At 53.6% G+C, this 24002-nt stretch carries 23 protein-coding genes; 9 read left to right on the forward strand and 14 right to left on the reverse strand.

Annotated features, from left to right (window positions below):
- Positions 1-30: 30 nt before the first annotated feature.
- Positions 31-1776 (reverse strand): LysM peptidoglycan-binding domain-containing protein, encoded by a 1746-nt coding sequence (locus tag KP814_RS05875; RefSeq protein ID WP_216735878.1) that lies wholly within the window; start codon positions 1774-1776, stop codon positions 31-33.
- Between the two features lie 84 nt (positions 1777-1860).
- Positions 1861-2634, reverse strand: a complete 774-nt coding sequence (gene gloB, locus KP814_RS05880) for a hydroxyacylglutathione hydrolase (RefSeq protein WP_216735879.1) — start codon at positions 2632-2634, stop codon at positions 1861-1863.
- 194 nt (positions 2635-2828) lie between these two features.
- Here gloB and KP814_RS05885 point away from each other — a divergent pair, with 194 nt between their 5' ends.
- From KP814_RS05885 to dnaQ, 3 genes are read left to right on the forward strand one after another with little or no spacing between them, the layout of a single operon-like run.
- The gene (locus KP814_RS05885; RefSeq protein ID WP_216735880.1) at positions 2829-3617 is read left to right on the forward strand and encodes a class I SAM-dependent methyltransferase; all 789 of its coding nucleotides are present in this window, start codon (positions 2829-2831) and stop codon (positions 3615-3617) included.
- Positions 3604-4050: a ribonuclease HI gene (rnhA, locus tag KP814_RS05890; protein WP_127969882.1), complete on the forward strand. Its 447-nt coding sequence runs from the start codon at positions 3604-3606 to the stop codon at positions 4048-4050. The genes KP814_RS05885 and rnhA overlap by 14 nt, the downstream gene beginning before the upstream one ends.
- A gap of 10 nt (positions 4051-4060) precedes the next feature.
- Positions 4061-4783 carry a DNA polymerase III subunit epsilon gene (gene dnaQ, locus KP814_RS05895; protein ID WP_216735881.1) on the forward strand — a complete coding sequence of 241 codons (723 nt, stop codon included), beginning with the start codon at positions 4061-4063 and terminating at the stop codon, positions 4781-4783.
- Positions 4784-4891: 108 nt separating this feature from the next.
- Here the strand turns inward: dnaQ and nhaB are convergent, their stop codons facing one another.
- Entirely contained in the window at positions 4892-6391 is a 1500-nt protein-coding gene (nhaB, locus tag KP814_RS05900) for a sodium/proton antiporter NhaB (RefSeq protein ID WP_216735882.1), read from the reverse strand.
- A gap of 364 nt (positions 6392-6755) precedes the next feature.
- Between nhaB and KP814_RS05905 the strand changes: the two genes are divergently transcribed.
- Positions 6756-8453, forward strand: a complete 1698-nt coding sequence (locus KP814_RS05905) for a chemotaxis protein (protein WP_216735883.1) — start codon at positions 6756-6758, stop codon at positions 8451-8453.
- Between the two features lie 309 nt (positions 8454-8762).
- Positions 8763-9413 (forward strand): efflux RND transporter permease subunit, encoded by a 651-nt coding sequence (locus KP814_RS05910; protein WP_216735884.1) that lies wholly within the window; start codon positions 8763-8765, stop codon positions 9411-9413.
- A 124-nt stretch (positions 9414-9537) separates the two neighbouring features.
- Here KP814_RS05910 and KP814_RS05915 read toward each other — a convergent pair whose 3' ends face one another.
- Positions 9538-9852, reverse strand: coding sequence for an SCP2 sterol-binding domain-containing protein (locus KP814_RS05915; protein WP_216735885.1), 315 nt, complete (start codon positions 9850-9852; stop codon positions 9538-9540).
- Between the two features lie 334 nt (positions 9853-10186).
- On the opposite strand from KP814_RS05915, the gene sohB reads away from it, so the two are divergent.
- Positions 10187-11224, forward strand: coding sequence for a protease SohB (gene sohB / locus KP814_RS05920; RefSeq protein WP_216735886.1), 1038 nt, complete (start codon positions 10187-10189; stop codon positions 11222-11224).
- A gap of 109 nt (positions 11225-11333) precedes the next feature.
- Positions 11334-12335, forward strand: coding sequence for a YhdH/YhfP family quinone oxidoreductase (locus KP814_RS05925; protein ID WP_216735887.1), 1002 nt, complete (start codon positions 11334-11336; stop codon positions 12333-12335).
- Positions 12336-12364: 29 nt separating this feature from the next.
- Here the strand turns inward: KP814_RS05925 and KP814_RS05930 are convergent, their stop codons facing one another.
- The 3 genes from KP814_RS05930 to KP814_RS05940 all read right to left on the reverse strand — a co-directional run bounded on the left by KP814_RS05930 (position 12365) and on the right by KP814_RS05940 (position 15830).
- Positions 12365-13528, reverse strand: a complete 1164-nt coding sequence (locus KP814_RS05930; RefSeq protein WP_216735888.1) for a cation:proton antiporter — start codon at positions 13526-13528, stop codon at positions 12365-12367.
- Between the two features lie 150 nt (positions 13529-13678).
- The gene (locus tag KP814_RS05935) at positions 13679-14185 is read right to left on the reverse strand and encodes a DUF934 domain-containing protein (protein WP_216735889.1); all 507 of its coding nucleotides are present in this window, start codon (positions 14183-14185) and stop codon (positions 13679-13681) included.
- Positions 14169-15830 (reverse strand): nitrite/sulfite reductase, encoded by a 1662-nt coding sequence (locus KP814_RS05940; RefSeq protein WP_216735890.1) that lies wholly within the window; start codon positions 15828-15830, stop codon positions 14169-14171. Before KP814_RS05940 ends, KP814_RS05935 begins: the two co-directional genes overlap by 17 nt.
- Positions 15831-16124: 294 nt before the next feature.
- On the opposite strand from KP814_RS05940, the gene KP814_RS33115 reads away from it, so the two are divergent.
- The gene (locus tag KP814_RS33115) at positions 16125-16247 is read left to right on the forward strand and encodes a hypothetical protein (RefSeq protein WP_255509308.1); all 123 of its coding nucleotides are present in this window, start codon (positions 16125-16127) and stop codon (positions 16245-16247) included.
- A gap of 179 nt (positions 16248-16426) precedes the next feature.
- On the opposite strand, the gene KP814_RS05945 is transcribed toward KP814_RS33115, so the two are convergent.
- Positions 16427-16654, reverse strand: a complete 228-nt coding sequence (locus tag KP814_RS05945; protein WP_216735891.1) for a DUF2970 domain-containing protein — start codon at positions 16652-16654, stop codon at positions 16427-16429.
- 251 nt (positions 16655-16905) lie between these two features.
- A complete protein-coding gene (gene metH / locus KP814_RS05950; protein WP_216735892.1) occupies positions 16906-20613 on the reverse strand; it encodes a methionine synthase in 3708 nt (1235 codons plus the stop codon).
- A 235-nt stretch (positions 20614-20848) separates the two neighbouring features.
- Between metH and nfuA the strand changes: the two genes are divergently transcribed.
- A complete protein-coding gene (gene nfuA, locus KP814_RS05955) occupies positions 20849-21427 on the forward strand; it encodes a Fe-S biogenesis protein NfuA (protein WP_216735893.1) in 579 nt (192 codons plus the stop codon).
- Between the two features lie 89 nt (positions 21428-21516).
- Here the strand turns inward: nfuA and KP814_RS05960 are convergent, their stop codons facing one another.
- Genes KP814_RS05960 through tusD form a run of 5 tightly spaced genes read right to left on the reverse strand, consistent with a single transcriptional unit; the run spans position 21517 to position 24000 of the window.
- Positions 21517-22524, reverse strand: a complete 1008-nt coding sequence (locus KP814_RS05960; RefSeq protein ID WP_216735894.1) for a glycosyl transferase family protein — start codon at positions 22522-22524, stop codon at positions 21517-21519.
- A gap of 13 nt (positions 22525-22537) precedes the next feature.
- A complete protein-coding gene (locus KP814_RS05965; RefSeq protein WP_216735895.1) occupies positions 22538-22858 on the reverse strand; it encodes a TusE/DsrC/DsvC family sulfur relay protein in 321 nt (106 codons plus the stop codon).
- Between the two features lie 34 nt (positions 22859-22892).
- Positions 22893-23189: a sulfurtransferase complex subunit TusB gene (gene tusB / locus KP814_RS05970; RefSeq protein WP_216735896.1), complete on the reverse strand. Its 297-nt coding sequence runs from the start codon at positions 23187-23189 to the stop codon at positions 22893-22895.
- 42 nt (positions 23190-23231) lie between these two features.
- Entirely contained in the window at positions 23232-23603 is a 372-nt protein-coding gene (gene tusC, locus KP814_RS05975; RefSeq protein WP_216735897.1) for a sulfurtransferase complex subunit TusC, read from the reverse strand.
- 1 nt (position 23604) lies between these two features.
- The gene (gene tusD, locus KP814_RS05980) at positions 23605-24000 is read right to left on the reverse strand and encodes a sulfurtransferase complex subunit TusD (RefSeq protein WP_011396418.1); all 396 of its coding nucleotides are present in this window, start codon (positions 23998-24000) and stop codon (positions 23605-23607) included.
- Positions 24001-24002: the final 2 nt, after the last annotated feature.

The raw sequence follows: 24002 nt of genomic DNA on the forward strand, positions 1-24002 counted from the left end.
TGACCGTTCAGTCCGTAAGCCGCGATATCATCAGTTAATTTGCGTGACGTCCACGTAGATGCTCAGGCGCTGGCCTGGGCGCAGCACGCTTCCCTTGTTGATAGAGTTCCAACGCAGCAGATCGTTGACGCTGACGTTAAAGCGGCTGGCGATGCGGTACAGCGAATCGCCGCTACGAATTTTGTAGCCGATCTTACGAATAACCTGACGATTCTTGATGGAGGGGGAGGACGCCTTGGCGGTTTGCTGCACGCCGGACTTGGTCCAGATAACCAGTGTTTTGCCGGGAGAGAGCACATCGCCGGGCGCCATGCCGTTCCAGCGCGCCAGTTTGCGGACATTGACTTTGTAGTCCTGGGCGATATCCCACAGAGTGTCGCCGGCTTTCACAACGTGCTCCACCTTCGCGGTGCCGTTGCCGCCAACCTGCTTTGACTGTTTGGCTTCCAGACGGTTGTCTGCGCTCAGGCTGTAGAAATCTTCGCCTTCATAAGAGCTGGGAATCAGCAGCTGTTGGCCAACTCTGATCAACGCGCCTTTCAGACGGTTAACTTCCTGCACTACTTCTGGAGTGGTCTTGTGGTGTTTGGCGATAGTGATCAAGGTGTCGCCTTGTCTGACCTTGTAGCGAGTCCAGTTCACCAACTGCTTTTTCGGCGTGTTGGCGTAGGCGTCTTCAAAGACTTTCAGCTGCGGCAAAGGCAGCGCCAGACGGTGCGGGCCCAGCGGCGCAGTCGCCCACTGGTTGTAACCAGGGTTGAGAACGTAAAGGTCGTCAACGTCAATTTGCGCCAGTTTGGCTGCTTGAGCGAGGTCAATTTGCGAATCCAGCTCTACAACCCCGAAGTAAGGCTCATCTGCGATATCCACCAGCGTGACGCCGTTATTGTCCGGGTCCGCCACCACTTTGGCGATGGCCAATAGACGCGGCACGTACATGCTGGTTTCACGGGGCAGACTCAATGACCAGTAATCGGTCGGCAGGCCTTTCGCCTGATTCTTTTTGATCGCCCGCATAACGGTGCCTGCGCCGGAGTTATAAGCCGCCAGCGCCAGCAGCCAGTCGCCGTCGAACATGTCCGACAGTTTCTGCAGATAGGTCAGCGCGGCATCGGTAGATGCGACGATATCGCGACGGCCGTCATACCACCAGTTTTGCTGCAGTCCAAAATGTTTGCCGGTGCTGGGAATGAACTGCCAGATGCCGGATGCGCGTCCGTGAGAATAGGCGAAAGGATCGAAGGCGCTTTCCACCACTGGCAATAACGCCAGCTCGAGCGGCATCTTGCGCTTTTCCGCCTCGTTCACAATGTGATGCAGATACAGGGCGCTACGACCGAAAGTGCGATCAAGATAAGACTGATGACTCGCGTACCACTTCTGTTCTGAGTCGATACGGGGGTTAGTCTGATTAACGAGATCCAGTGCGAAACCAGCGCGGATGCGGTTCCAGATATTGGCGGGCGTTGCGTCCACGCCGCCTTCAATGTCTCCGTCCTCACCCCGGGCGCCTTGTGCGGCCCAAGTCAACTGCTCTTCGGGAGAGAGGTCGTTGAGGTCGAGATATTCGTAATCCGATTGCAGAGAGGGATTCCAAGGGTCCTGTTTGCCTCCCGCCGGCCCTTCGCCGTTTTTACGGGTAGAGGCGTCCGCTTGTTGAGCGGCGCTTTCGTCAGCCAGGGGCTCTCCGCCTTCCTTTGATAGTCCTCTTAATTGCGTACAGGAGACGCAGACTAGTAATGACAACGTGATCGCGAGGCGCGAGATCCAAACCATAACTTCACAACTTTACTTTTGAGCCTGAAAAATGCCAGGGTCGGATTTTAGGTACACATTTTATAGACAGCAAGTTAAAAAATTTTAGAACCGATCCTTCCAGGCGCGAATCGCCGCAAAAGTGTCGGTTGCAGTAGCGCAGGGAGAACCGGATACTTCCTGCGCCATCCGCCGTACTGCGGGGTGTTCCGCCATTAAGAACGGATTGTAGGCGACCTCTTCGCCCAACACGGCAGGCAATGTTGGAACGCCTCGGGCCCGCAAAGACTCACATTGAAGTTTTCTTTTGTTTACCTCGTCCGATTCTGGCATTACGGCCTGAGCGAAACGGAGGTTAGATAACGTATATTCATGAGCGCAATATATATAGGTATTCGCTGGCAGACGTTTCAGTTTGTCCAGGGACTGGCGCATCATCGCCGGGTCGCCTTCGAACAAACGCCCGCAACCGGCGGAAAACAGGGTGTCGCCGCAAAACAGACGCGGCGCGCCAGCGATCTCGCCAAAGTAGGCGATATGGTCCAGGGTATGCCCGGGCGTCTCCAGCACTGCCAGAGAAAAGTCGCCTAACTCCACGCGGTCGCCTTCCTGTAACGGTATGGTGATGGCCTTGATGGCGGAGCGCATGAAGCCGTAAACCGGAACAGCGTAGTTCGCCAGTAGCTCGTTCACGCCGCCGATGTGGTCGTGATGATGATGCGTAATCAGAATGCCTCTCAACGTGAGGCTGTTTTCCGCCAGGTGACGCAAGACGGGCTGCGCGTCGCCGGGGTCCACCACCCAGGCGTCGCCCTGATCGTTTTGAATCGACCAAATGTAGTTATCGTTGAAGGCGGGAATGGGGAGTATTTCGGTCATTCTGAATTACTGACTGCTATGCGTTGATGAAATATTAGAAAACTTGCCGTAGGGCGCTTATCATATTTTGAACTGCCCTTATCATTAACCTGACAGATTGAAGACCATGTTAATAGCATAGCTGCTCGCTGTCTGTTGTTAAGTGGTTTTCAAACGAAAGTAAGTTTTCACAGAGAACTGACCAAGGGGGATGCGTGCGAGGACTGAAAGTTAAAAGCGACATGGAAGCGGAGCGTCTACAGAAGGAATTTGAAACCTGGTTTCAGTCGCCTCTGGGGCAGACCATACTGGCCAATCAACGCCAGACGGTAGAACATAGCATCGGGCGCTTCTTCGGCTATCACCAGCTGGAGTTACTGGTCAGTCATGAGTTGCCGGTAGGGCAGTCCAGCCTGCTTGGACACCGTATCATCTCCGTTCCCCGCTGGGAGAAAGAGCTGCCCGAGGGCTCTCTGGTGTGTCATTCCCATGAGTTGCCGCTGGAAAGCGACAGCATTGATCTGGTCATTCTGCACCATACGCTTGATGTAGCCGCGCGGCCGCACCAGTCCTTGCGCGAGGCGGCGCGCGTACTGCGCTCAGGCGGCCATATGGTGATCATTGGCTTTAACCCGCTTAGCGCATGGGGATTGCGTCGGGCGATATTCAGAAGTCCGAAAGCGCCCTGGTCCGGACGTTTTCTGACCTCTTCGCGTCTGGAGGACTGGTTGAGTCTGCTGGACTTCCGCCTTAAAGACGTACACTACCGTTTCTATGCGCCACCGGTCACTAACCTGCAATGGTTGAGTCGCCTTGCGTTTCTTGATAAGTTCGGCGCACGTTTCCGGCTGCCCCTGGGAGCTTATTACACTATCGTTGCTCAAAAACGAGTGGGATGCGTGATTCCGCTGCGGCCCCAATGGCGTCGCTCGCGTGTCGCGGGGGCGGCTGTGGTCCACCAATTTACGCCCTACAGGCCGTACAAAAAGAATGAAGACAGTTGAAATTTATACCGACGGCGCCTGCAAGAAGAACCCCGGGCCCGGCGGTTGGGGAGCAATCCTGATATACGGAAAGAATAAAAAGGAGATATTCGGGGGAGAGCTCGACACCACCAACAATCGCATGGAGCTGATGGCGGCGATCAAGGCGCTGCGCGCGTTGAAGCAAGGCTGCAAAGTCGAGCTCTATACGGATTCGCAATATGTGCGCAAAGGCATCACCGAATGGATGCAGAACTGGATCAAGAAAGGCTGGCGCACCAGCGGCGGCGATCCGGTGAAGAACGTTGATCTGTGGCAGGCGTTGGACAAAGAACGCAACAAGCACGATATCAGTTGGCGCTGGGTTAAAGGGCACAGCGGACATCCATTAAACGAGCGCGCGGACGAGCTGGCCAATCTTGGCGTTAAAGAAGCGTTAGGCGAGACAGGCTGAGAATCTTTATATGCGTCAAATAGTACTGGATACTGAAACCACTGGTCTGGAAACCTCCCAAGGCCACCGGATCATTGAAATCGGTTGCGTTGAAGTGGTCGATCGCTCTCTGACCGGCAATCACTATCACGTTTACATCAATCCCGAGCGGGAAGTGGACGCCGGAGCCTTTGAAGTTCACGGCATTTCCAATGAATTCCTGGCGGATAAGCCCAAATTCAAACAAGTCGCCCAGGATTTCCTGGACTTTATCAACGGCGCGGAGCTGGTCATCCATAACGCGGCGTTTGACGTGGGCTTCATCGACTACGAATTCTCCATGCTGGGAGCCCCTTTCGGCAAAGTCAGCGATTATTGCTCCGTCGTCGATACCTTGATGATGGCGCGCAAGAAGCACCCGGGTCAGAAGAACAACCTGGACGCCCTCTGTAAACGCTACGGCATCGATAACAGCCACCGTGACCTCCACGGCGCTTTGCTCGACTCGGAGATTCTGGCGGATGTCTATCTCGCCATGACCGGTGGACAGACCAGTCTTTCGCTGCACTCCGAAGATGGTGGGGCGGAAGAAGAGGCCTCCGAAGTGCGCAGAATCAATAGGCAAAGACCGTCGTTGCGAGTGATTCGCGCCTCTGAAGCGGAATTGGCGGAGCACGCCAGGCAACTGGACGCGGTGGAAAAAGCCGCTGGCTTCAGCCTGTGGCGCAAGAAGCCGGATGAAGGGCTGAACTGAGCGGGGCTGCTTTAGTCCGACAATCTGTTCCCGCTTTAAACTAAAAAAGCCGCCTGTTTGAGGCGGCTTTTTTGTTTCTGACTTTTCTTAAGTGCGACTGGCGTGGCTTTAGAGAGTAACGACAATCATCACGTAACCAAGCGCGCCCATCACGATGGTGTAGGGCAGCGCCATCCAGACCATCTTGCCGTAGGACAATCTGATTAAAGGGGCGATGGCTGACGTCAGCAGGAACAGGAACGCAGCCTGGCCATTTGGCGTCGCGACGCTTGGAAGGTTGGTGCCGGTATTGATCGCCACGGCTAATGCTTCGTAATGCGCTCTGTCGATCAAACCGTCTTTGAAGGCGTTACGCACTTCATCTATGTAAACCGTCGCAACGAAGACGTTATCGCTGATCATCGACAGCACGCCGTTGGCGATAAAGAACATGCCGGGCTGAATGCTCTTCTCCAGACCCAGCACATAATTGATGATGCCGGTGAACAAGTGTTGTTCATGGATAACCCCAACCACGGCGAAGAACACGACCAGCAGGGAGGTGAAGGGCAGCGCTTCTTCAAAGGCCTTGCCGATCTGGTGTTCCTCAATTACGCCGCAAAACGCGGTCGCCAGGATAATGACTGTCAAACCGATCAGGCCCACTTCCGCCAAATGAAACGCCAGCGCCACTACCAGGATAACGGCGACAGCCGCCTGGGCGATCAGTTTGGACTCATGCAGCAGCGTCATTTTCTTCTTTTCGGCTTCATTGAAATCTTCCAGGATTTTGCGCACGGAAGCAGGGATATCGTCGCCGTAACCGAACCAGTGGGTCTTTTCCAGAATGAAACAAGTCACCAGACCGGCCACCAGTACAGGCATGGAGATGGGCGCCATGCGTACGAAGAACTCGATAAAGTCCCAGCCCATCCGCTGCGCGATCAGCAGGTTCTGGGGCTCGCCCACCTGCGTGCATACGCCGCCTAACGCGGTGCCCACTGCGGCATGCATCAACAGGCTGCGCAGGAAGCCGCGGAACTGTTCGAGGTCGGAGCGGTGGTCGTGATGGACCGACTCATCGTCGCCATGATCGTGATCGTGGTGGAAATGTTTGCCTGACGCGACCTTGTGGTAGACCGAGTAAAAGCCGACGGCGACGCTGATGATGACCGCGGTTACCGTCAATGCGTCCAGGAACGCGGAGAGCACCGCCGCCACCAGGCTGAACAGTAGCGAAAGCACCGCTTTGGAGCGAATGCTGAGCAGTATTTTGGTGAACACGTAGAGCAGCAGCTCTTTCATGAAATAGATGCCGGCCACCATAAACACCAGCAGCAGGATAACTTCCAGGTTGCCGGAGACTTCTTCATATACTGTATGCGGCGACACCATGCCGATGAGGACCGCTTCGATAGCGAGCAAGCCGCCAGGTTGCAGCGGATAACATTTCAGCGCCATCGCCAGAGTGAAGATGAATTCCAGAATCAGCACCCAGCCTGCGATGTAGGGGCTGACCATAAAGATGAAAGGGTTAATCAGTAGAAAGAGGCAAATGGCCTTCTTGTACCAGCTCGGGGCGTTTCCCAGGAAATTACTGTAAAACGCCTGCGGCAAAGTGGTCACCATACTTGGCTCCTGTTAACGAATGCGGCCGCCGAAACGACCAGTTAAAAAATTGTAAGGATCGACCATTCTAATGAAAAACGGCAATAAATCCATGCATTTAAGCTCGCACTGCCGCTTCAGCGAGAGCATTCGGTTGTGACTCCAATAATAGCCAACTATTCTTGAATTCGCCTTTTATCGTTTCTCTCTTTAGGCCTAATGCCTGCGGGGCTTTCGCGATTCCGCAAGCAGATAACAAATGAAACAGTTAGTTTCTTGTTTAACTTGAATTTTGTGTTATAAGTTAGTAATAACTCGGCGATTTTCCACTTTTTGACAATAAACTCCCCAGTTGCTGATGAACTGAGGATTAAGGACATCGTATATGGTTGACGCGACGCTAGCCGCGAAAAAGTCTAGTTCCTTCGATCTGGTCGAAAGGGAGATCAATAATACGATTGAGCAAGCGGAGCTTAGTCTCGAACGTTTTCAGGAAAACCGCGAAAGCGGCGAAGATCTACAGAATTGCATTGATTATCTGAATCAACTGCGCGGTATTTTTGTATTGATTGAACTGCAGGGCGGCACCGTTCTGTGTCAGGAATCCGTGGCGATCGCCAATGAAGTTCCCGTCGGTGCGGCTGAGGATAAAAACGGATTGCTGTCGTCGTTGAGTCAGGCTTTATTTGTACTGCGCCGTTATACCGAATACTACCAGCGTCGTCGTGAAGACCATCCCGAATTGCTGTTGGAGATCATCAATCTCCTGCGTCTGTCCCGTCGCGCCAAGCCGCTGCCGGACAGCTATTTCTTTGATGTAGAGTTCCAGCGTTCTCCGCCCAAGCCCGTGCGCGACGCCAGCGTTACCACAGACGTGTTCGAGCACCGCAGCCGTCGTCTGCGTCACATGTATCAAGTGGGCTTGCTGAACCTGTTGCGCAGCAAGGAAACCGATATTGGCTATCGCCTGATGAGTCGCGCCGCAGACGGCATGAGCAAGATATGTGCAGGATCCTCTATCTCTGAATTATGGTCGCTGACGGCATATACCGTGGAGCTGATGCATACTCAGTCCATGGAGCTGACGCCGACTCGACAGCGCCTGTTGATGAAAATCGAAAAGTACGCGCGGGAAATCGTCAAACTGGGCAAAGTGGCCACGGCCAAGGCTATTTCTGAGACCGTGGCGAAGGATTTGTTGTATCTGATCGCCATCAGCGGCGATAAAGGCGAGAAGACCCGGGAGCTGTTGGCCGGTTACAGTCTCGCGCCGGCGGATTTTGATCAGGCCAAGATCATTGCGCATCGTAGTCTGTTGATGGGGCCGGGCAGCGATGTCCTGGCGTCGCTGTCTAAGGCGCTGCACGAAGAAATCAGCCAAATCAAAGACAAGTTGGATATTATCGAGCGCGGGATCGACGGCCAGGAAGACGGTCTGTCCCAGATCGCGGAAGGCCTGGGTAAGCTGGCGGATACGCTAACCATGCTGGACCTCATCAATCTCAGTGCGGTGGCCAGAGGGGTGCACCAGACCATTTCCTCATGGGCGATGGATAAAAAGCATCCGAGCAATACCGACCTGATGCAGGTGGCGGACTCTGTGTTGAGCATCGAGCAAGCGATTCTGCAGCTGGAGGAAGATGGTCTCACCATCGAGACCGATAAAGTAGTCGGCGCTGACGCGGAAGAGATGATCAGTCCTTATCTGATGGAAGCGCATATCGTCGTGATTGGCGAGTCCCAGGCGGGTCTTTCTCTCGCCAAGCGGGCGATTACTGCGTACCTGGAGTCTGGCGGCGACAAACTGCATCTGGCCAACGTGCTGCCTACGCTGGAAGGCGTACTCGGAGCGCTGGTAATGATCGAGCAGTCCCGCGCGGCGAAGGCGTTGCACGCTACGGCGCGTTGCATTGAAGAGAAACTCATCAAGAATGAAAACAAGCCCGGCGATCATGTTCTGGAAACGCTCGCCGATGCGCTGACGTCTCTTGAATACTACGTGGACAGCGTTGGTCGCTCCGGCGCTGGCAATCCTGAGTTGTTAAAACTCGCGGAAGAAAGCGTCCACTCTTTGGGCTACTAATCTCAAAACCCTTCCTTTTTGAGCCTGGCGGCAGGTCAGGCTCGGTTCAATATCGTCAACTGGTTAACAGAGCTCGCCGCTTTGTCGGGTCAGGCATGTTAGTTGGCGCGTCCGGCTCCCTCTCGAACTCCTTTATCACTGTTATTCCTGAGAAAATATGAAAACCTGCGGGGACTGTCCTAGAATTCAAAGGGCGATTAGCGCAGGATGCTTACCTAATTTTTTGAGCGACAGGAGCGAGTGATCTAACAGTGTCAGGTGAAGAAATGCGGTTTCACGGCTGCCGCCGAGGGCGGTCAGGGGAGGGCTATGTTGTATTCTGGCATTAGTGTCGCATTGGTGGCGATTGCGATACTGACCGTTTTTATTTGCTTGCGCCTTCTGTTCAGGAAGTCCTGGTTTCTGGTTTGGTTGAAAGGCACGATGACCTTTGTCGCGCTTTTATTTGCGGTGTTTCTCTGTTTTCTGGCTTTGGATATGTACCGTTATAAGGCCTATCAGCAGGAGACCACCATCGCCACGCTTAGCATGCAGAAGCTGGGAGAGCAGCTGTACCGCGTCAAGGTCGCGGCTCCTCCAGATGGCGAGTACAGCTTTGATGTATCGGGAGATCTCTGGCAGTTGGACGCCAGGCTGGTGTCCTGGTCCGGGCCGTTCAGCGCGCTGGGTATGCAGCCGGGGTATCGTCTGGAGCGCATCAGTGGGCGTTATTACTCGCTGGAACAGGAAAACGATGGCGCCCGCACCGTGTTCGCCATCGCGCCTTCCGACATCGGGTTTGATTTCTGGGTCTGGCTGAATAGCCACGAAGGAGTGCCCTGGGTGGACGCCAAATACGGTAGCGCCACATACTTGCCCATGCGCGACGGCGCTATCTTTACGGTCTCAATAGGAAATGACGGTTTGATCGCCCGGCCAGTCAATACGCCGGCGGTGGAAGCCGTGGAGATGTGGCAGTAACTGGCTAGCGCATTTCAACGCTAAGCATGAAGCGGAAATGTCTCTGCTATACAGATACAAAAACAGAGCTAAAAAGCAGACATAAAAAAGGCGCCCTAGAGGCGCCTTTAGAAAACCACAGTGCTTAGCCGATGTTGAACAGTTGGCCCAGTTTCATCGCCAGCATCATGTCGCCTTCAGCGCGCAGATCACCCGCCATGAACGCTTGCATGCCGTCAGTTTCGCCGCTGACGATGCCTTTCAGCGTATCGGAATTCATGATCAGAGTAACGGAAGGATCGTCGTGGTCGCCTTGAATCAGCTCGCAGCCGCCGTTTTTAACTACCAGGTGATAGTTGTCGGCGTCTTCAATGGCAAACTGAAAAACAAGATCAAGGTCGGAAGCGGCGTCGGCGTTAAAGTTGTCTTTCAGTTGTTGAAAAATTTGTGCTACAGGCATGGTGCTTTCCTTTATAAGAGTAATACACAATTATATTGTGGAGACTTTGGCGCATATGTTTTAGCTTAGAATTCAAGGAGTAGCAACTCCCTGAAGGCAAAACGTAAAGTCTTTCGTAAACAGCAGATATACACCGCTAATGCCTGAATGTAGGGGCTTTGCAGGTGTCTGTCAATAAAAAATCGAACGCTTGTTTGAATTGGCGGCGCAATTCATTTTTCGCCGTGGGTTGCAATTTACATAGACGCCCTTAATTTAACCGGATTGTATCTATCAATAGAGATTGATAGCTATCACATGCTTTGAATAAACATCCATTTTAGGAGTACGACTTTTGGACTTTCTAACCGATTACGGCGCTTTCCTGGCCAAAACTGTGACCCTCGCGGCGGCGATATTGTTTGTCGTGGGGACGATCATTGCTTTAAGCCAGCGCGGCAAAAAACATGCGGACGGTGAGATCGAGGTCGTACATCTCAATGAGCGCCTGAAGAGAATGCGCGAGGCGCTGGAACATAGCGTTTTCAGCAAGGAGTGGCTGAAAAACGCCGCCAAAGAAAAGAAGAAGAGCGACAAGAAAAGCAAGAAGGACGCTCACAAGGATATGCTGCAAGAGCAGGACAAGAGCAGGGTGTATGTATTGGATTTTGACGGCGATATCAAAGCCTCTGAAGTGTCCACTCTACGCGAAGCCATTACCGCCGTACTCAGCCTGGCGAAACCGGAAGACGAGGTTGTCGTGCGTCTGGAGAGCCCAGGAGGAATGGTGCATGGCTATGGTCTGGCGGCGTCGCAATTGGAGCGTATTCGTCAGCGCGGCGTCAATCTGACCGTCTGTGTGGACAAGGTCGCCGCCAGCGGCGGTTATTTGATGGCTTGTCTGGCCAATAAAATCATTGCAGCGCCTTTCTCTATTATTGGTTCCATTGGTGTGGTGGCGCAGCTGCCGAACTTTAACCGCTTGTTGAAAAAGCATGATATTGATTATGAGGTGCTGACAGCTGGAGAGTATAAGCGTACGCTGACCGTATTCGGTGAGAACACTGAGAAGGGACGGGAAAAGTTCATGCAGGACCTTGAGGAAACCCATGTCCTGTTCAAAGAATTCGTCGCCACGCACCGGCCGCAGGTGGATATCGACGAGGTGGCGAAAGGCGAAGTATGGTACGGCGCGCGCGCCAAGGATATCAACCTGGTGGACGCTATCCAGACCAGTGATGATTATCTGGCGGAGCGTTGTAACGAATGCGAGGTGTACCAGGTGCGATATATCGAGAAAAAGTCCCTGGCGGAAAAGGTGGGGTTATCGATGGCGGCGTCACTGGAAAGCCTCGGCCTCAAGCTCGCCAAGTCCTTTAACTTCAAAAGCTAAAGACGCGAGCGAGGCGGGAATGCCGGCGTGGGAACCGGGTTGTAGCGGGCGTCGCCTGTTGGGTTCATTCGGCAATGGAAAGAGATAACTGAGTGACGGAGTCTGCTCTATGAGCGATAGTAAATTTCGGGCGCTACGCGTGCTGGAAAAAGGGGGATATTTTCACACTGAGATTCAAGAGCAATCTCTGGATGATTTGCCCGATAACGATGTATTGGTGAAAGTGAAGTACTCGTCCTTGAATTTCAAGGATGCGCTGTCCGCTCACGGCCACAAAGGCGTAACCCGTCGGTTCCCACATACCCCGGGTATCGATGCGGCGGGCGTGGTGGTGGAAAGCCGCTCGCCGGAATTGAAGCCAGGTCAGGAAGTCATTGTGACGGGCTATGATCTGGGCATGAATACGCCGGGCGGATTTGGTGAATACATTCGCGTGCCTGTAGAGTGGTGCGTGGTGAAACCTCCCAAACATGACCTGCATTATTTTATGACGCTGGGCACTGCTGGTTTGACCGCAGGGCTTTCTGTGGATCGACTGAGCCAGACGGTGGCTCCTGGCGATGGCGAAATACTGGTGACTGGCTCCACGGGTGGCGTGGGTTGTCTGGCGGTGGCGCTGTTGGCCAAGTTGGGCTACGACACCGTGGCTTTGACCAGCAAGGTCGACCACAGTGACTTGTTGGCCAAACTGGGCGCACGCAGAGTGCTGGACCGCTCCCATCTTGAAGAAATGCCTGAGAAGGCGCTGATGAAAGAAACCTGGGCGGGGGTCGTGGATACTGTCGGCGGCGCGCTGTTTTCCAAAATTCTCAAAACGGTGAAGCATAGCGGCGCTGCTACGACATGCGGCATGGTGGCGGGAACCGAACTTTCCACCTCTATTTTCCCTTTCATTTTGCGTGGCGTGACGCTGTATGGCATTGACTCTGTAGAGATCGCCAGAGAGAGGAAGCGCCATATCTGGGAAAAGCTTGATAGTGACTGGGCGCTGCCGGACCTTAATTTTCTGGCGCAAGATGTCGTGCTGGAAGAGTTGCCCGGCGTCATCGAAAAGATCTATTGCGGCAAAATGTTGGGGCGAGCCGTGCTCCGGCACATCGACCAAGAGTAATTTATCAAAAGCCATTGCCTGCGGCGGGTTCAGTCCCGCCGCAACTTGTCAGAGATGGCGATCGGGCTGGGGAAGTTCAGCACGACAATGTAAGACGACAACATAAACATGATGATCGCCGTCGCCTGAATCAACACTGACGCAGACTCTCCAATCATAGACTTGCTGGTCGCCAGAAAGGCGATCAACAACGAGAACTCACTGATTTGTCCCAACCGAAACCCAATCTCCCAAGAGGTTTTCTTGTCCTCTTTCATGGTGCGTAACAAGCCATAGAAAGTAGCTGGTTTGGCCGCCAATAAGATCAACGACAACAGTATCGCGGGAATAGCGATATCAGGCAGCAATCCAAGGTTAAGGCTGGCGCCAAGAGAGAAGAAAAACAGCACCAGGAAGAAGTCCCGAAGGGGTTTCAGGCTCTCAGCGATATATTGAGCGATGGGGCTGGTGGCGATAGTGACGCCCGCAATGAAAGCGCCGATCTCCAAGGACAGCCCCATGGCTTTCGCCAGCTCAGCAATGCCGAGACACCAGCCGATAGCCAGTAGAAAGACATACTCGTGAAAGCGGTCAAACTTGGAGAATAGCTTCAGTAACACATACTTGACCGCGAGGAAGGTAACGCCGATGAGAATCGGTAAAGCCAGGAAAGTCTTGCCGAGATTCATGACGGAAATACCTTCGTCGCCGGCGGCCAGTATCAATAGCGCCACAATGGCGATTAAGTCCTGAACCAGCAGCAGACCAACCACCATCTCGCCGACGTGGCGATGGTGCAGAACTGTCGTCGGCAATAACTTGATGCCGATAATCGTACTGGAGAAAGTGGCCGCAATCGCGACAATCATCGCCTCGTAAGAGGTGAAGCCAAATACAATGGCGATCCCATAGCCGATGGCGGCGAACACTAGAGAGCTGAGTAGGGCGACCAGCGTCGCCTTGCGCAATACGTGCAGCAGCGCTTTCGGCTGCATGTCCAGGCCGAGCAGGAACAGCAGGAATATAATCCCGATCTCAGAAATGTCCGCGAGCAGGCCGGAGTTGTTGATCAGGCTCAGTCCGTAAGGGCCTACCAAAGCGCCAAGAACAATATAAGCGAGGATGAGAGGTTGTCGCGTAAAGAGGGCGACGGAAGCCAAAACTGCGGCGCCGGAAAAGATCAGAAAGAATGAGTAGACGATATTGATTTCCATGGATGCTCCGCTATCGGCTTCTACCAAAGAGTATCGGCAGTCTCCGTCTCTGTCAAAGTACAAGCTGTTGTTCTAAGAAGGAAAAGGCTCATTTGTTCAGACACAAAAAAGGGTGGACGACGCCACCCTTAATACACGCCTAAGCTGGTGCTAGTGCATTCTGCGACGAAACAGGGGTTCCGGTTGGTCCACTGACGCCTGATAGGTGACAGAAAAGTCCGCCAGTCCCGCCAGCGCTTTTTCTGCATCGCGATCCGCTCTTACGGCGAAGGCGTCAAACCCGCAGCGTTTCATGAAGAAAAGCTGGTCCATGAGTACGTCGCCGATTGCGCGCAGTTCGCCTGCGTAATGCAGTTGCTCGCGCAAAATGCGTGCGATGGAGTAGCCGCGACCGTCGGCGAACTTCGGAAAGTTCACAGCGATCACGCTAAAGTGGCTTAAGTCTGCGCCGATAGTGTCAGGCTCTTCATCGCTATCCAGCCAAACGCCGGTTTGCTCGGGGGCTCTCGCCAACAGCTGTTCTCTCTGCGCCAGCCAGGTGCTCAAAGGAATGATCACTTTGCCTGTCGGCACAACCTGTTCCGCAGGGGCTTCAGCTTTGTCCAGAACAGTCCAATCGTCAGCGACGACCGCCGCGTTCTTAATTAGGTTTGGCATAAACGCGCTCCTTGAACGGGGTGATGCCGACGCGGCGGAAAGTGTCGATAAACAGTTCGTCGTCATTACGGCTGGAGACGTATACATCAAGAATCTTCTCAATGACGTCCGCCATCTGCTCGCGAGCAAACGACGGCCCCAGAATCTGTCCCAGCGACGCATCCTGTCCTGAGGCTCCGCCTAAGGATATTTGGTACCATTCCTCGCCCTTCTTATCCACGCCCAGTACGCCGATAGCGCCGACATGGTGGTGGCCGCAAGCGTTCATACAACCGGAGATGTTCAGGTCGATATTGCCTAGGTCGTACAGGTAGTCCAGGTTGTCGAAACGTTCCTGAATCGCCTCCGCCACAGGGATAGACTTGGCGTTCGCGAGCGAGCAGTAATCGCCGCCAGGACAGCAGATGATATCGGTCAGCGTGCCCAGGTTGGGGGTGGCGAAGCCAAGTGATTTGATGGCTTCCCACAGCTCGAACAGTTTGCCTTGTTCTACATCGGCCAGCACCACGTTTTGCTCATGGGTGATGCGCATTTCGCCGAAGCTGTATTGGTCCGCCAGCTCCGCCAGACGGTCCATCTGTTTGTCTGTAATGTTGCCGGGAGGAACGCCCAGCTTCTTCAGCGTCAGAGTAACAATCGCGTATCCAGGCTTTTTATGCTGGGCGACATTACGGTGATGCCAGTTGTTGAAAAACTTGTTTTCCGCCAGGCGGTCGGTCAATGCGGCGGGCTGATCTTCCAGCGCCAGATAAGCCGGCTCTGTGAAGAATGATTTAATGCGCTCGATCTCCGCCAGAGTCAGCTTGGAAGGGCTGTCTTTGATGCGCTCCCATTCCGCTTCGACTTTTTCAGCAAAAGCTTCCGGGGACATGGCTTTAACCAGAATTTTGATGCGCGCCTTGTACTTGTTGTCGCGACGACCGTAACGGTTGTATACCCGCAGGATGGCTTCCAGGTAAGTCAGCAGGTCCAGCTCAGGCAGGAACTCGCGAATCACGGAGCCGATCATTGGCGTTCGGCCAAGACCACCGCCCGCCAACACTTTGTAGCCAATCTCGCCAGCGGCGTCTTTGACGATCTGAATGCCGATGTCGTGAACCTGAATGGCTGCGCGATCGCTATCCGGGCAGGAATTGACGGCGATTTTAAACTTACGCGGCAGGAAGGCGAATTCGGGATGGAAAGTGGACCATTGACGAATGATCTCGCAATAGGGGCGAGGGTCCACGATCTCTTCCGGCGTCACGCCTGCGAACTGGTCGGTGGTAGTGTTACGAATACAGTTGCCGCTGGTTTGCACTGCGTGCATCTCCACTTCCGCCAGTTCGGCGAGAATCTTTGGAGAATCTTCAATAGACGGCCAGTTCAGCTGCAGGTTCTGCCGGGTAGTGAAGTGGGCGTAGCCCTTATCGTATTTGCGCGTGACTTCACTGAGCTTGCGTAGCTGAGCGGAAGACAACATGCCATATGGAATACAGATGCGCAGCATCGGCGCCAGCCGCTGCACATATAACCCGTTTTGCAGACGCAGGGGCAGGAACTCTTCGTTGCTGAGCTCACCGGCGAAAAAACGGTCCGTTTGCCCTTGGAACTGCTTGACTCGTTCCTTGATGATCTGGCGATCGTAATCGTCGTATCTATACATTGACACTACCTGACAGTTTCAATTACCCATTGAATGGGCGCCAATTTAGCAGGATATACTTATAATTAAAATGATTGATTATCTATATGGTAATTCGTTTTCATTATATGAATGTGACGGAACCCTTTCTTGTTCATGGCGCCTTAATATAAGCGGCGCCGCCGGCCTCTGGCCAGAGGCGTCAGGATTCTGGGCGTTGGCCTTTATAAGCGCTTGCACTTAATAAAAATGTGGTTTAAAACAAACCGGTACATACTCTTTGTACAATCCGGACATCAAAAAAGGAGCTGGACTGTGTCAGAAAACAATAATCATAACGCGACTTCAAATCCCGACAGCAAAGTAGACGCCATAGCAGCGGTGGTGCTGATACTCAGCATTGCCTCCATGATGGTGATCTGGGTGGCGGGGCACTGACTGCTGCGGAACTTCATCCCGGGCGGATTATCGAGCCGTTTTTCCTGTTTCCCTGATGTGAGATGAATTAATGAAGCAAAGTGGGGACATGCGTTTCATCCTCACTTTGTCTGGATGCGCCTATAAAAACTTAAGGTGTTAATCCTGAAGGTTGGTCGGAACCTGCCGAGTTATCAGGCTTATGCGACCTGACTCAGTACCAGTTTCACGATAAGCGCCAGCGTCAATACAAACACCACTCCGAATATGATGCCGCCAATGATATAGGCTTTGGGATTGGCCTGTTTAAAGTCTCTTTCCCGGGTCTTGCTGCTTTGCACGCCAAACGCTGCTCCCAATACGCTTACCACTAACTGCCATAGGGAGGGTTTTTGCTCTTTTTCCTTGTGCTCGGACAGGTTGTTCATGATGCTCTCCATACTCGCTTGTCTTATTATTTGACGCCCACACTCAGATTGACCTGGTTTTCCGGCGGGCGCTCCTTCTTATGCTAATCCTCTAGACAAATAGCATCCTTCTATTTGTTTCCTTTGGCTTGTCGCCATACAGGTGCGTCCATGCATTTTGTCCTTCATATTAATAACAAAATCCAGAGTACGAAAAGCCAGACTCTACATGCACTGACGCCCCATGAAAGGGGCGTCTTAGTGCGTGTCGATCAGTTTGGGCTGGAGGGATCGTAACCCAGATTGGGCGACAGCCAGCGCTCGGCTTCCTGTAAGGTCATGCCTTTTCTGGCGGCGTAATCTTCCACCTGATCCCGTTGAATCTTGCCTACGGCGAAATAGCGGGCTTCCGGGTGAGAGAAGTACCAGCCGCTGACGGATGCAGCGGGATACATGGCGTAATGCTCGGTGAGTTTGACGCCGGTATGCAGCTCCGCTTCAAGAACGCTGAACAGCTTGGCTTTTTCTGTATGATCCGGGCAGGCAGGGTAGCCTGGGGCCGGACGAATACCTGCGTACTTCTCTTTGATTAGCGCTTCGTTGTCCAGTTGCTCGCTTGAGGCGTATCCCCAGAACTCTTTGCGCACGCGTTCATGCATGCGTTCAGCGAAGGCTTCCGCCAAGCGGTCCGCAAGGGCTTTGACCATGATGCTGGAGTAGTCGTCGTGCTCGCTTTCGTATTGTTTCGCCAGCTCTTCTGCGCCAATGCCGGCTGTCACCACAAAAGCGCCCACGTAGTCGTCTTTACCTGATTCGGCGGGAGCCACGAAATCCGCCAGTGAATAGTTGGGGCGGTTTTGCTCTCTTTGAGTTTGCTGTCTTAAGTGGCTAAGCGTCGCCAGGGGCGCTGACTTGCTCTCGTCCGTGTACAGGACCGTGTCTTCATCGCTGGTGCGATGGGATGGCCAAATGCCCACGACCGCGCGCGCTTTCAACAGGTTGTTGTCGATAATGTGAGACAGCATTTTCTGGGCGTCCTGGAACAGTTGGCGGGCGGCCTCGCCCACTTTTTCGTCTTGCAGAATGCGTGGATATTTGCCGGCCAGATCCCAGGATATAAAGAAAGGAGTCCAGTCGATGTAATCGACCAGTTCCTGCAGCGGGTAGTCGTCAAAGACCTTAACGCCGGTGAAAGTTGGAGTGGGTGGCGTGTAATCGCTCCAGTCGCCCTGGAATCGGTTGTCCCGCGCCGCAACCAGAGGAATGGGCTTGGCGGATGGCTCCCGATTCTTCCTTCTTTCTCTTACTTCCTCATATTCCGCACGAATATCCTGCACATAATCCGTCTTTTGCGTGTCGCTCATCAGACGAGTGGCGACGCTGACGCTACGAGATGCGTCAGTGACGTACACGGTCACGTCGTTTTTGTATTCCGGCTCAATTTTAACGGCGGTGTGCGCCTTGGAGGTGGTGGCGCCGCCGATCAGCAGAGGAATCTGGAAGTTGAGGCGCTGCATTTCGCGCGCAACGTGCACCATTTCATCCAGGGATGGCGTGATCAGGCCACTGAGGCCAATGATGTCGACATTTTCCTCTTTGGCCACCTGCAATATTTTCTCGCAGGGAACCATGACGCCCAGGTCGATAACCTCATAGTTATTACATTGCAGAACAACGCCCACGATATTCTTGCCGATGTCGTGTACGTCACCCTTGACTGTGGCCATCAGGATGCGGCCTTTGGCTTTCTCTTTGGCGTCTTTTTCCTGCTCAATGTATGGAATCAAATGCGCGACCGCCTGCTTCATAACGCGGGCGCTTTTCACCACCTGGGGCAGGAACATTTTGCCGGAGCCGAACAGGTCGCCGACGACGTTCATGCCGTCCATCAGCGGCCCTTCGATAACTTCGATAGGGCGCGCAGCCGCCAGTCGCGCTTCTTCCGTGTCTTCAAGGATATAGGCGTTCACGCCTTTCACCAGAGCGTGTTCAAGGCGTTTGGTGACCGGCCAGGAGCGCCACTCCTGACTCTCTTCCTGCTTCTTCTCGCCTGTGCTGCGATAACGCTCGGCGGCTTCCAGCAGGCGCTCCGTTGCGTCGGGATGTTTGTTCAGAACGACATCTTCCACCAGCTCTTTGAGCTCGGCGGGAATCTCATCGTAAATAACCAGCTGTGCGGGGTTGACGATACCCATGTTCATGCCGGCGTTGATGGCGTGGAACAGGAATACCGAGTGAATTGCCTCGCGCACGGTGTCATTGCCGCGGAAGGAGAAAGAAACGTTGCTGACGCCGCCGGAGATATTGGCGTAGGGCAGGTTCTCGCGAATCCAGCGGGTGGCCTGAATGAAGTCCACCGCGTAGTTGTTGTGCTCTTCGATTCCGGTGGCGATGGCGAAAATATTCGGGTCGAAAATGATGTCCTGTGGCGGGAATCCCAGGCCAACCAGAATATCGTAGCTGCGTTTGCAGATTTCCGTTTTGCGTTTGTAGGTGTCAGCCTGCCCCGCTTCGTCGAACGCCATGACGACTACTGCAGCGCCATAGCGCATGCAGGATTTCGCTTTGGCGATAAAGTCCTCTTCGCCTTCTTTCAAGCTGATGGAGTTCACCACGGCTTTGCCCTGAATGCAGCGTAGACCCGCTTCGATCACTTCCCATTTTGATGAGTCCACCATAATGGGGACCTTGGAAATATCCGGCTCTGACGCGATCAGGTTCAGGAAGACTTTCATGGCGTCCGCCGACTCCAACATGCCTTCATCCATGTTGATGTCGATGACCTGAGCGCCGTTTTCTACTTGGTCGCGGGCGACATCAAGCGCTTCTTCGTAACTCTCTTCTTTGACCAGACGCAGAAAGCGACGGGAGCCGGTAACGTTGGTGCGTTCGCCTACGTTTACGAAACGGATTTCATCCGTGAGCGTGAAAGGCTCCAGTCCCGAAAGGCGCAGGCGCGGCTTAATGTCAGGAATAGTTCTTGGCGCGTGCTTATCTACCGCTTTTTTGATGGCGGCGATGTGGTCCGGCGTGGTGCCGCAGCAACCGCCAATGATGTTGACGAAACCATCTTGGGCGAAGCCTTCCACGATGGCGGCCATTTCTTCCGGCGTTTGATCGTATTCTCCAAATTCGTTGGGCAAGCCGGCGTTAGGGTGGGCACTGATATAAGTGGTGGCGCGGTTGGACAGCTCTTCCACATACGGACGCAGGGCGTCCGCCCCCAGCGCGCAGTTCAAACCAATGCTGATAGGCCTTGAATGCGCCACGGAATTCCAGAATGCCTCGGCCGTTTGTCCGGACAACGTCCGCCCGGAGGCGTCAGTTATCGTGCCCGAAATCATTATCGGCAGTTCGATATTGTGGTCGATAAAGTACTGCTGTACGGCGTATATACAGGCCTTGGCGTTCAACGTATCGAAAATGGTTTCGATCAGAATGATGTCGCTGCCGCCATCGACCAAGCCTTTGGTGGCTTCGTAATAGTTGTCGACCAGAGTCTGGAAATCGACATTACGGTAACCGGGGTTGTTAACGTCCGGCGAAATGGAGGCGGTGCGAGAGGTTGGGCCTAACACACCGGCGACAAAACGGGGAATGTCGGGCGTTTCCGCTGTTTTCTCCGCCGCCGCTTCACGGGCGACCTTGGCGCTGGCGACATTCAGCTCGTAAACAATGTCTTCCAGTCCGTACTCGGCCTGGGAAACCCAGGTGGCGTTGAAGCTGTTGGTTTCAATGATGTCGGCGCCAGCGTCCAGGTAGGCTTTGTGAATAGCTTTGATAATATGCGGCTGGGTCAGACACAGAAGGTCGTTGTTGCCTTTGATATCGCGGTGGAAGTCCTTGAAGCGCTCGCCTCGGTAATCGGCTTCCTCCAGTTTGTAGCGCTGAATCATGGTTCCCATGGCGCCGTCCAATATCAATATCCGTTTTTTCAGGGAGTCGTTAAGGGCTTCTACTCGTTGGATCCGCGTCAGCATGTGAAAAACCTAGCCGTAGTCATTATGATTCTAAAGGAGGAAAATATTAGCAGATTAAGCCATAAGATGCCCTGTTTGCCTAGGGCTAAGAAGCCTTTTGCAGTATTGCGGAGGCCGATGTGGGAGTATAGGAAAAGCGCGTTTCAGCTAAATCCTACTAAATTGCTAAGGCTTTAACCAACGAGGCTTTTGCTCTACAATTCACAGCATCAATCACCTTTGGGGCTATTTAGGAATGGTAACAGTCACAGAATCGGCTCGCGACTACCTCGCGCAATTACTGGAAAAGCAAAAAACCGAGGGCATGGGCGTGCGCATGTTCGTGACGCAGCCGGGCACCAAGTATGCGGAAACTTGTCTGGCGTACTGTAAGCCAGAAGAAATCATAAAGGATGATGAAAAAGTCGAGTTTGACGCCTTTACTCTGTACTTGGATAAAAACAGCCTGCCATACCTTGAAGAAGCTTTCGTTGACTTCAACACCGAACGCATGGGCGGTCAGCTCACCATTAAAGCGCCCAACGCCAAAATGCCCAAGGTGGACGAAAGCTCTCCATTGCCTGATCGTATCAATTACATCCTGTTTACCGAGATTAATCCGGGGTTGGCCTCCCATGGCGGCGAAGTGTCTTTGGTGGAAGTGGTTGACGACATCGCCGTGCTTAAATTTGGCGGTGGTTGTCAGGGATGTTCGGCGGTGGACTTTACTCTGAAGCAAGGCGTCGAGAAAACGCTGTTGTCGAAAATTCCAGAGTTGAAGGGCGTTCGCGACTCCACGGATCATACGGTCACGGATAACGCCTATTACTCCTAAACATTCCACTATGGGCGCTGGCCTGTATTGGTCATAGAGCGCAGATGAAATAAGGGCGAACATGGTTCGCCCTTTCTATTTCTGTCTCCTCAGAATCGTTGTTTATCCCGCTTGCGCCACCATTCTGTGGCTGTTTCCAGCGCTCCCTGTTGTGACGGGTCGTTTCCAATATATTTCAGCGCTAATGCCAGCGTGCTGATCGCCGCGGCTTCCGCGTATTCATCTTCATCAACTCCTCGCCACACATTAAGCATGTGCTCAATGGAGAGCTCTTCCGCTTTGAGATGGCGTTGCGCAAATAAAGGCGGCCAGGTTTCTTCGAAGGTTTCGCCCTGATGGCTGATGTGCGCTACACATTGAGCATCCGGGTTGCGTTCGACTTCGCCGCCTTCGCCCTTGATAACGACGGCGGTGGGGTATTGCAACAGGTTGGCGCTGAGCTGGTGGATGGGATTGTAGGGAGGGTGGAAAATGCCTTGCATAACGAGAGGCGCATGAAGGGGGTTCAGCAGGCGCGCCATGGAGTGCACGGGGGAGCGCAGGCCTAAAATTGAACGCATCTGAATAATGTCGTGCAAACGCGGAGAAAAGCTTTGCAGCGGCATATACACGAAATTACTGGCGTCAAGGGCGCGTGCGGCGTCACTCCAGTTGGCGGCGACAGGCAGGCCCAAAGTCTCCACCACTGAACGGGTGTAAAGGCGACCCTGCGTGTGGCCCTCTGAACCGTGCATGAAAATGCGATAGCCGTTCTGGCTGAGCAATAGGGCGGAAAACAGAAACCAGGGTTGATGGCGCTTTTTGCCGGCGTAGGAACTCCAGTCAATATCCACCTTGAGTTCGGGAGCGTTGAATCTGGCCTGGGCCGCCTCCACAAATCCAGCCAGTTCTTCCGGCGTTTCTTCTTTCACCCGCAACAACATAAGAAAGGCGCCAAGCTGCAGATCCAGCGTATCGCCGTCCAGAATCATGCCCATCGCGGCGCGCGCTTCTTCACGGGTCAGTGAGCGAGAGCCCTTTTTGCCTTTACCTAACGCCCTGATAAAAGGAGCGAAAGCATGTTCATTGCTTTCTTTGGGAAACTTTTCGTTCATCATGGGAGTTCCTTGTTTACAGGCAGTTATTCGGCTTGGGGAGGCCGGCGATTTTGCACGCAATTTTGGCTGGGCCGCCAGGAAACAACTGCATCAGATAAATGCTGTTGCCTTTATTCTGACCCAGTTTGGCTCCGGTGGTTTTCACCAGAACGCGGTTAACCGGGGACAGGCCAAACTCATCATAAAACTCCCGCACCAGATCTATGATTTCCCAATGCTCGGGAGTCAGCGCGATATTCTCGTGCGCGGCGATTTCTTCCGCGATAGTGGGGCTCCAGTCATTCAGGTTGACCAGAAAGCCGTCTTTATCCAGGGGGAGGTCCTGTAACGTCATGGGATAGCTTCCGCTTTTTGTCTGCGATATGGCTTTAGAACCAGGAAACACTGCGAGGGTGGCGCTCGGTCAGCTCGACGAACTGTGCGTAGTCTGCTGTCGCAATGGCGTCTGCGGCGGTGATGCCTCGCGCTGTCAGGTCTTCCTGTAGTGCATGCACCTGGACGCCTGCATCGAGTAGCCCTTGTATCAGTGCGTTTTCCTTATGTTCCTTGGCCCATATTACGCCGTCCTCAATTAAAAGCAGACTGTCGTCGGGACCAATCAATTCGGCGCAGGTTTTAAGCAGTTCGCGATGGCGAATGCCTTTATTGAATATATGTAACACCATGGCGTGTGAGTATTGCTGAAATAATGAGTTAAAGAAGTCGATTCAAAAGCTGAAAATATGATCCGCCGTCGCCATTTTTTCCTTAATGGCGTCGATCTCCAGAGCCTCAACCGGCATGCTCAGATCGTCCGTGCTGAGGGCGAACTTATCTAATGCCTCCATGGAGACAAAGATCTTTTCTACGCCGTAAATCGGCAAAGCTTTGAATCCTTTTGCATGATTTTTCATGGCGATAGGAGCGGGATCGATATTTTTCGACAGTTGGAAAACGCCTTCCTCCAGAAAGATGACTTCCACATCCTGATCGAAAACCGCCGCCGCCAGCACTGCATCCAGGCCTTCCGCCCCGTATGCGTCGCCGAATGGTGGGCGGGTGATCAGGTATAACAAACGCTTTTTGCCTGTTTCGCTCACGTTAGCCTGCTCCAAATGTGATGACGCGGTCAGAATACAGGGCGGCGTCCACAAGCTGTCCGAGCCCGGACAGCTCAAACTCGCTTTGTAGTGAGTCGCCGCTGCGCTGATAACGTTCAGCTTCCGATGGGGTGATGACGCCGCGCTTGACGCTAGCTCCAATACAGGCGACCAGATCGAGATTATGCTCTCGTTTGAGCGTCGCCCACTCGGCGGGAAGATAGGCGTCGTCCTGTGGCGCAATGCTGAGGGAGGAAGCGTTCAGTACGCCGTCATGGTAAAAAAAGATGCGGTAAATACTATGGCCCCTGGCCAGAACGGCTTTGGCGAACTGGCAGGCGGAGTAGGGCGCCTGTGACGAAAAAGGGGCGCCGTAAACGACAATGGTATATTTCATGA

The sequence above is a fragment of the Hahella sp. HN01 genome, assembly GCF_018986435.1.
Lineage (GTDB): Bacteria > Pseudomonadota > Gammaproteobacteria > Pseudomonadales > Oleiphilaceae > Hahella.

Excerpts from the sequence above, each read along its gene's own strand:
- KP814_RS05875 (WP_216735878.1), bottom strand. The coding sequence starts at position 1,776 with ATGGTTTGGATCTCGCGCCTCGCGATCACGTTGTCATTACTAGTCTGC.
- gloB (WP_216735879.1), bottom strand. The coding sequence starts at position 2,634 with ATGACCGAAATACTCCCCATTCCCGCCTTCAACGATAACTACATTTGG.
- rnhA (WP_127969882.1), top strand. The coding sequence starts at position 3,604 with ATGAAGACAGTTGAAATTTATACCGACGGCGCCTGCAAGAAGAACCCC.
- dnaQ (WP_216735881.1), top strand. The coding sequence starts at position 4,061 with ATGCGTCAAATAGTACTGGATACTGAAACCACTGGTCTGGAAACCTCC.
- nhaB (WP_216735882.1), bottom strand. The coding sequence starts at position 6,391 with ATGGTGACCACTTTGCCGCAGGCGTTTTACAGTAATTTCCTGGGAAAC.
- KP814_RS05905 (WP_216735883.1), top strand. The coding sequence starts at position 6,756 with ATGGTTGACGCGACGCTAGCCGCGAAAAAGTCTAGTTCCTTCGATCTG.
- KP814_RS05910 (WP_216735884.1), top strand. The coding sequence starts at position 8,763 with ATGTTGTATTCTGGCATTAGTGTCGCATTGGTGGCGATTGCGATACTG.
- KP814_RS05915 (WP_216735885.1), bottom strand. The coding sequence starts at position 9,852 with ATGCCTGTAGCACAAATTTTTCAACAACTGAAAGACAACTTTAACGCC.
- KP814_RS05925 (WP_216735887.1), top strand. The coding sequence starts at position 11,334 with ATGAGCGATAGTAAATTTCGGGCGCTACGCGTGCTGGAAAAAGGGGGA.
- KP814_RS05930 (WP_216735888.1), bottom strand. The coding sequence starts at position 13,528 with ATGGAAATCAATATCGTCTACTCATTCTTTCTGATCTTTTCCGGCGCC.
- KP814_RS05935 (WP_216735889.1), bottom strand. The coding sequence starts at position 14,185 with ATGCCAAACCTAATTAAGAACGCGGCGGTCGTCGCTGACGATTGGACT.
- KP814_RS05940 (WP_216735890.1), bottom strand. The coding sequence starts at position 15,830 with ATGTATAGATACGACGATTACGATCGCCAGATCATCAAGGAACGAGTC.
- KP814_RS05945 (WP_216735891.1), bottom strand. The coding sequence starts at position 16,654 with ATGAACAACCTGTCCGAGCACAAGGAAAAAGAGCAAAAACCCTCCCTA.
- metH (WP_216735892.1), bottom strand. The coding sequence starts at position 20,613 with ATGCTGACGCGGATCCAACGAGTAGAAGCCCTTAACGACTCCCTGAAA.
- nfuA (WP_216735893.1), top strand. The coding sequence starts at position 20,849 with ATGGTAACAGTCACAGAATCGGCTCGCGACTACCTCGCGCAATTACTG.
- KP814_RS05960 (WP_216735894.1), bottom strand. The coding sequence starts at position 22,524 with ATGATGAACGAAAAGTTTCCCAAAGAAAGCAATGAACATGCTTTCGCT.
- KP814_RS05965 (WP_216735895.1), bottom strand. The coding sequence starts at position 22,858 with ATGACGTTACAGGACCTCCCCCTGGATAAAGACGGCTTTCTGGTCAAC.
- tusB (WP_216735896.1), bottom strand. The coding sequence starts at position 23,189 with ATGGTGTTACATATATTCAATAAAGGCATTCGCCATCGCGAACTGCTT.
- tusD (WP_011396418.1), bottom strand. The coding sequence starts at position 24,000 with ATGAAATATACCATTGTCGTTTACGGCGCCCCTTTTTCGTCACAGGCG.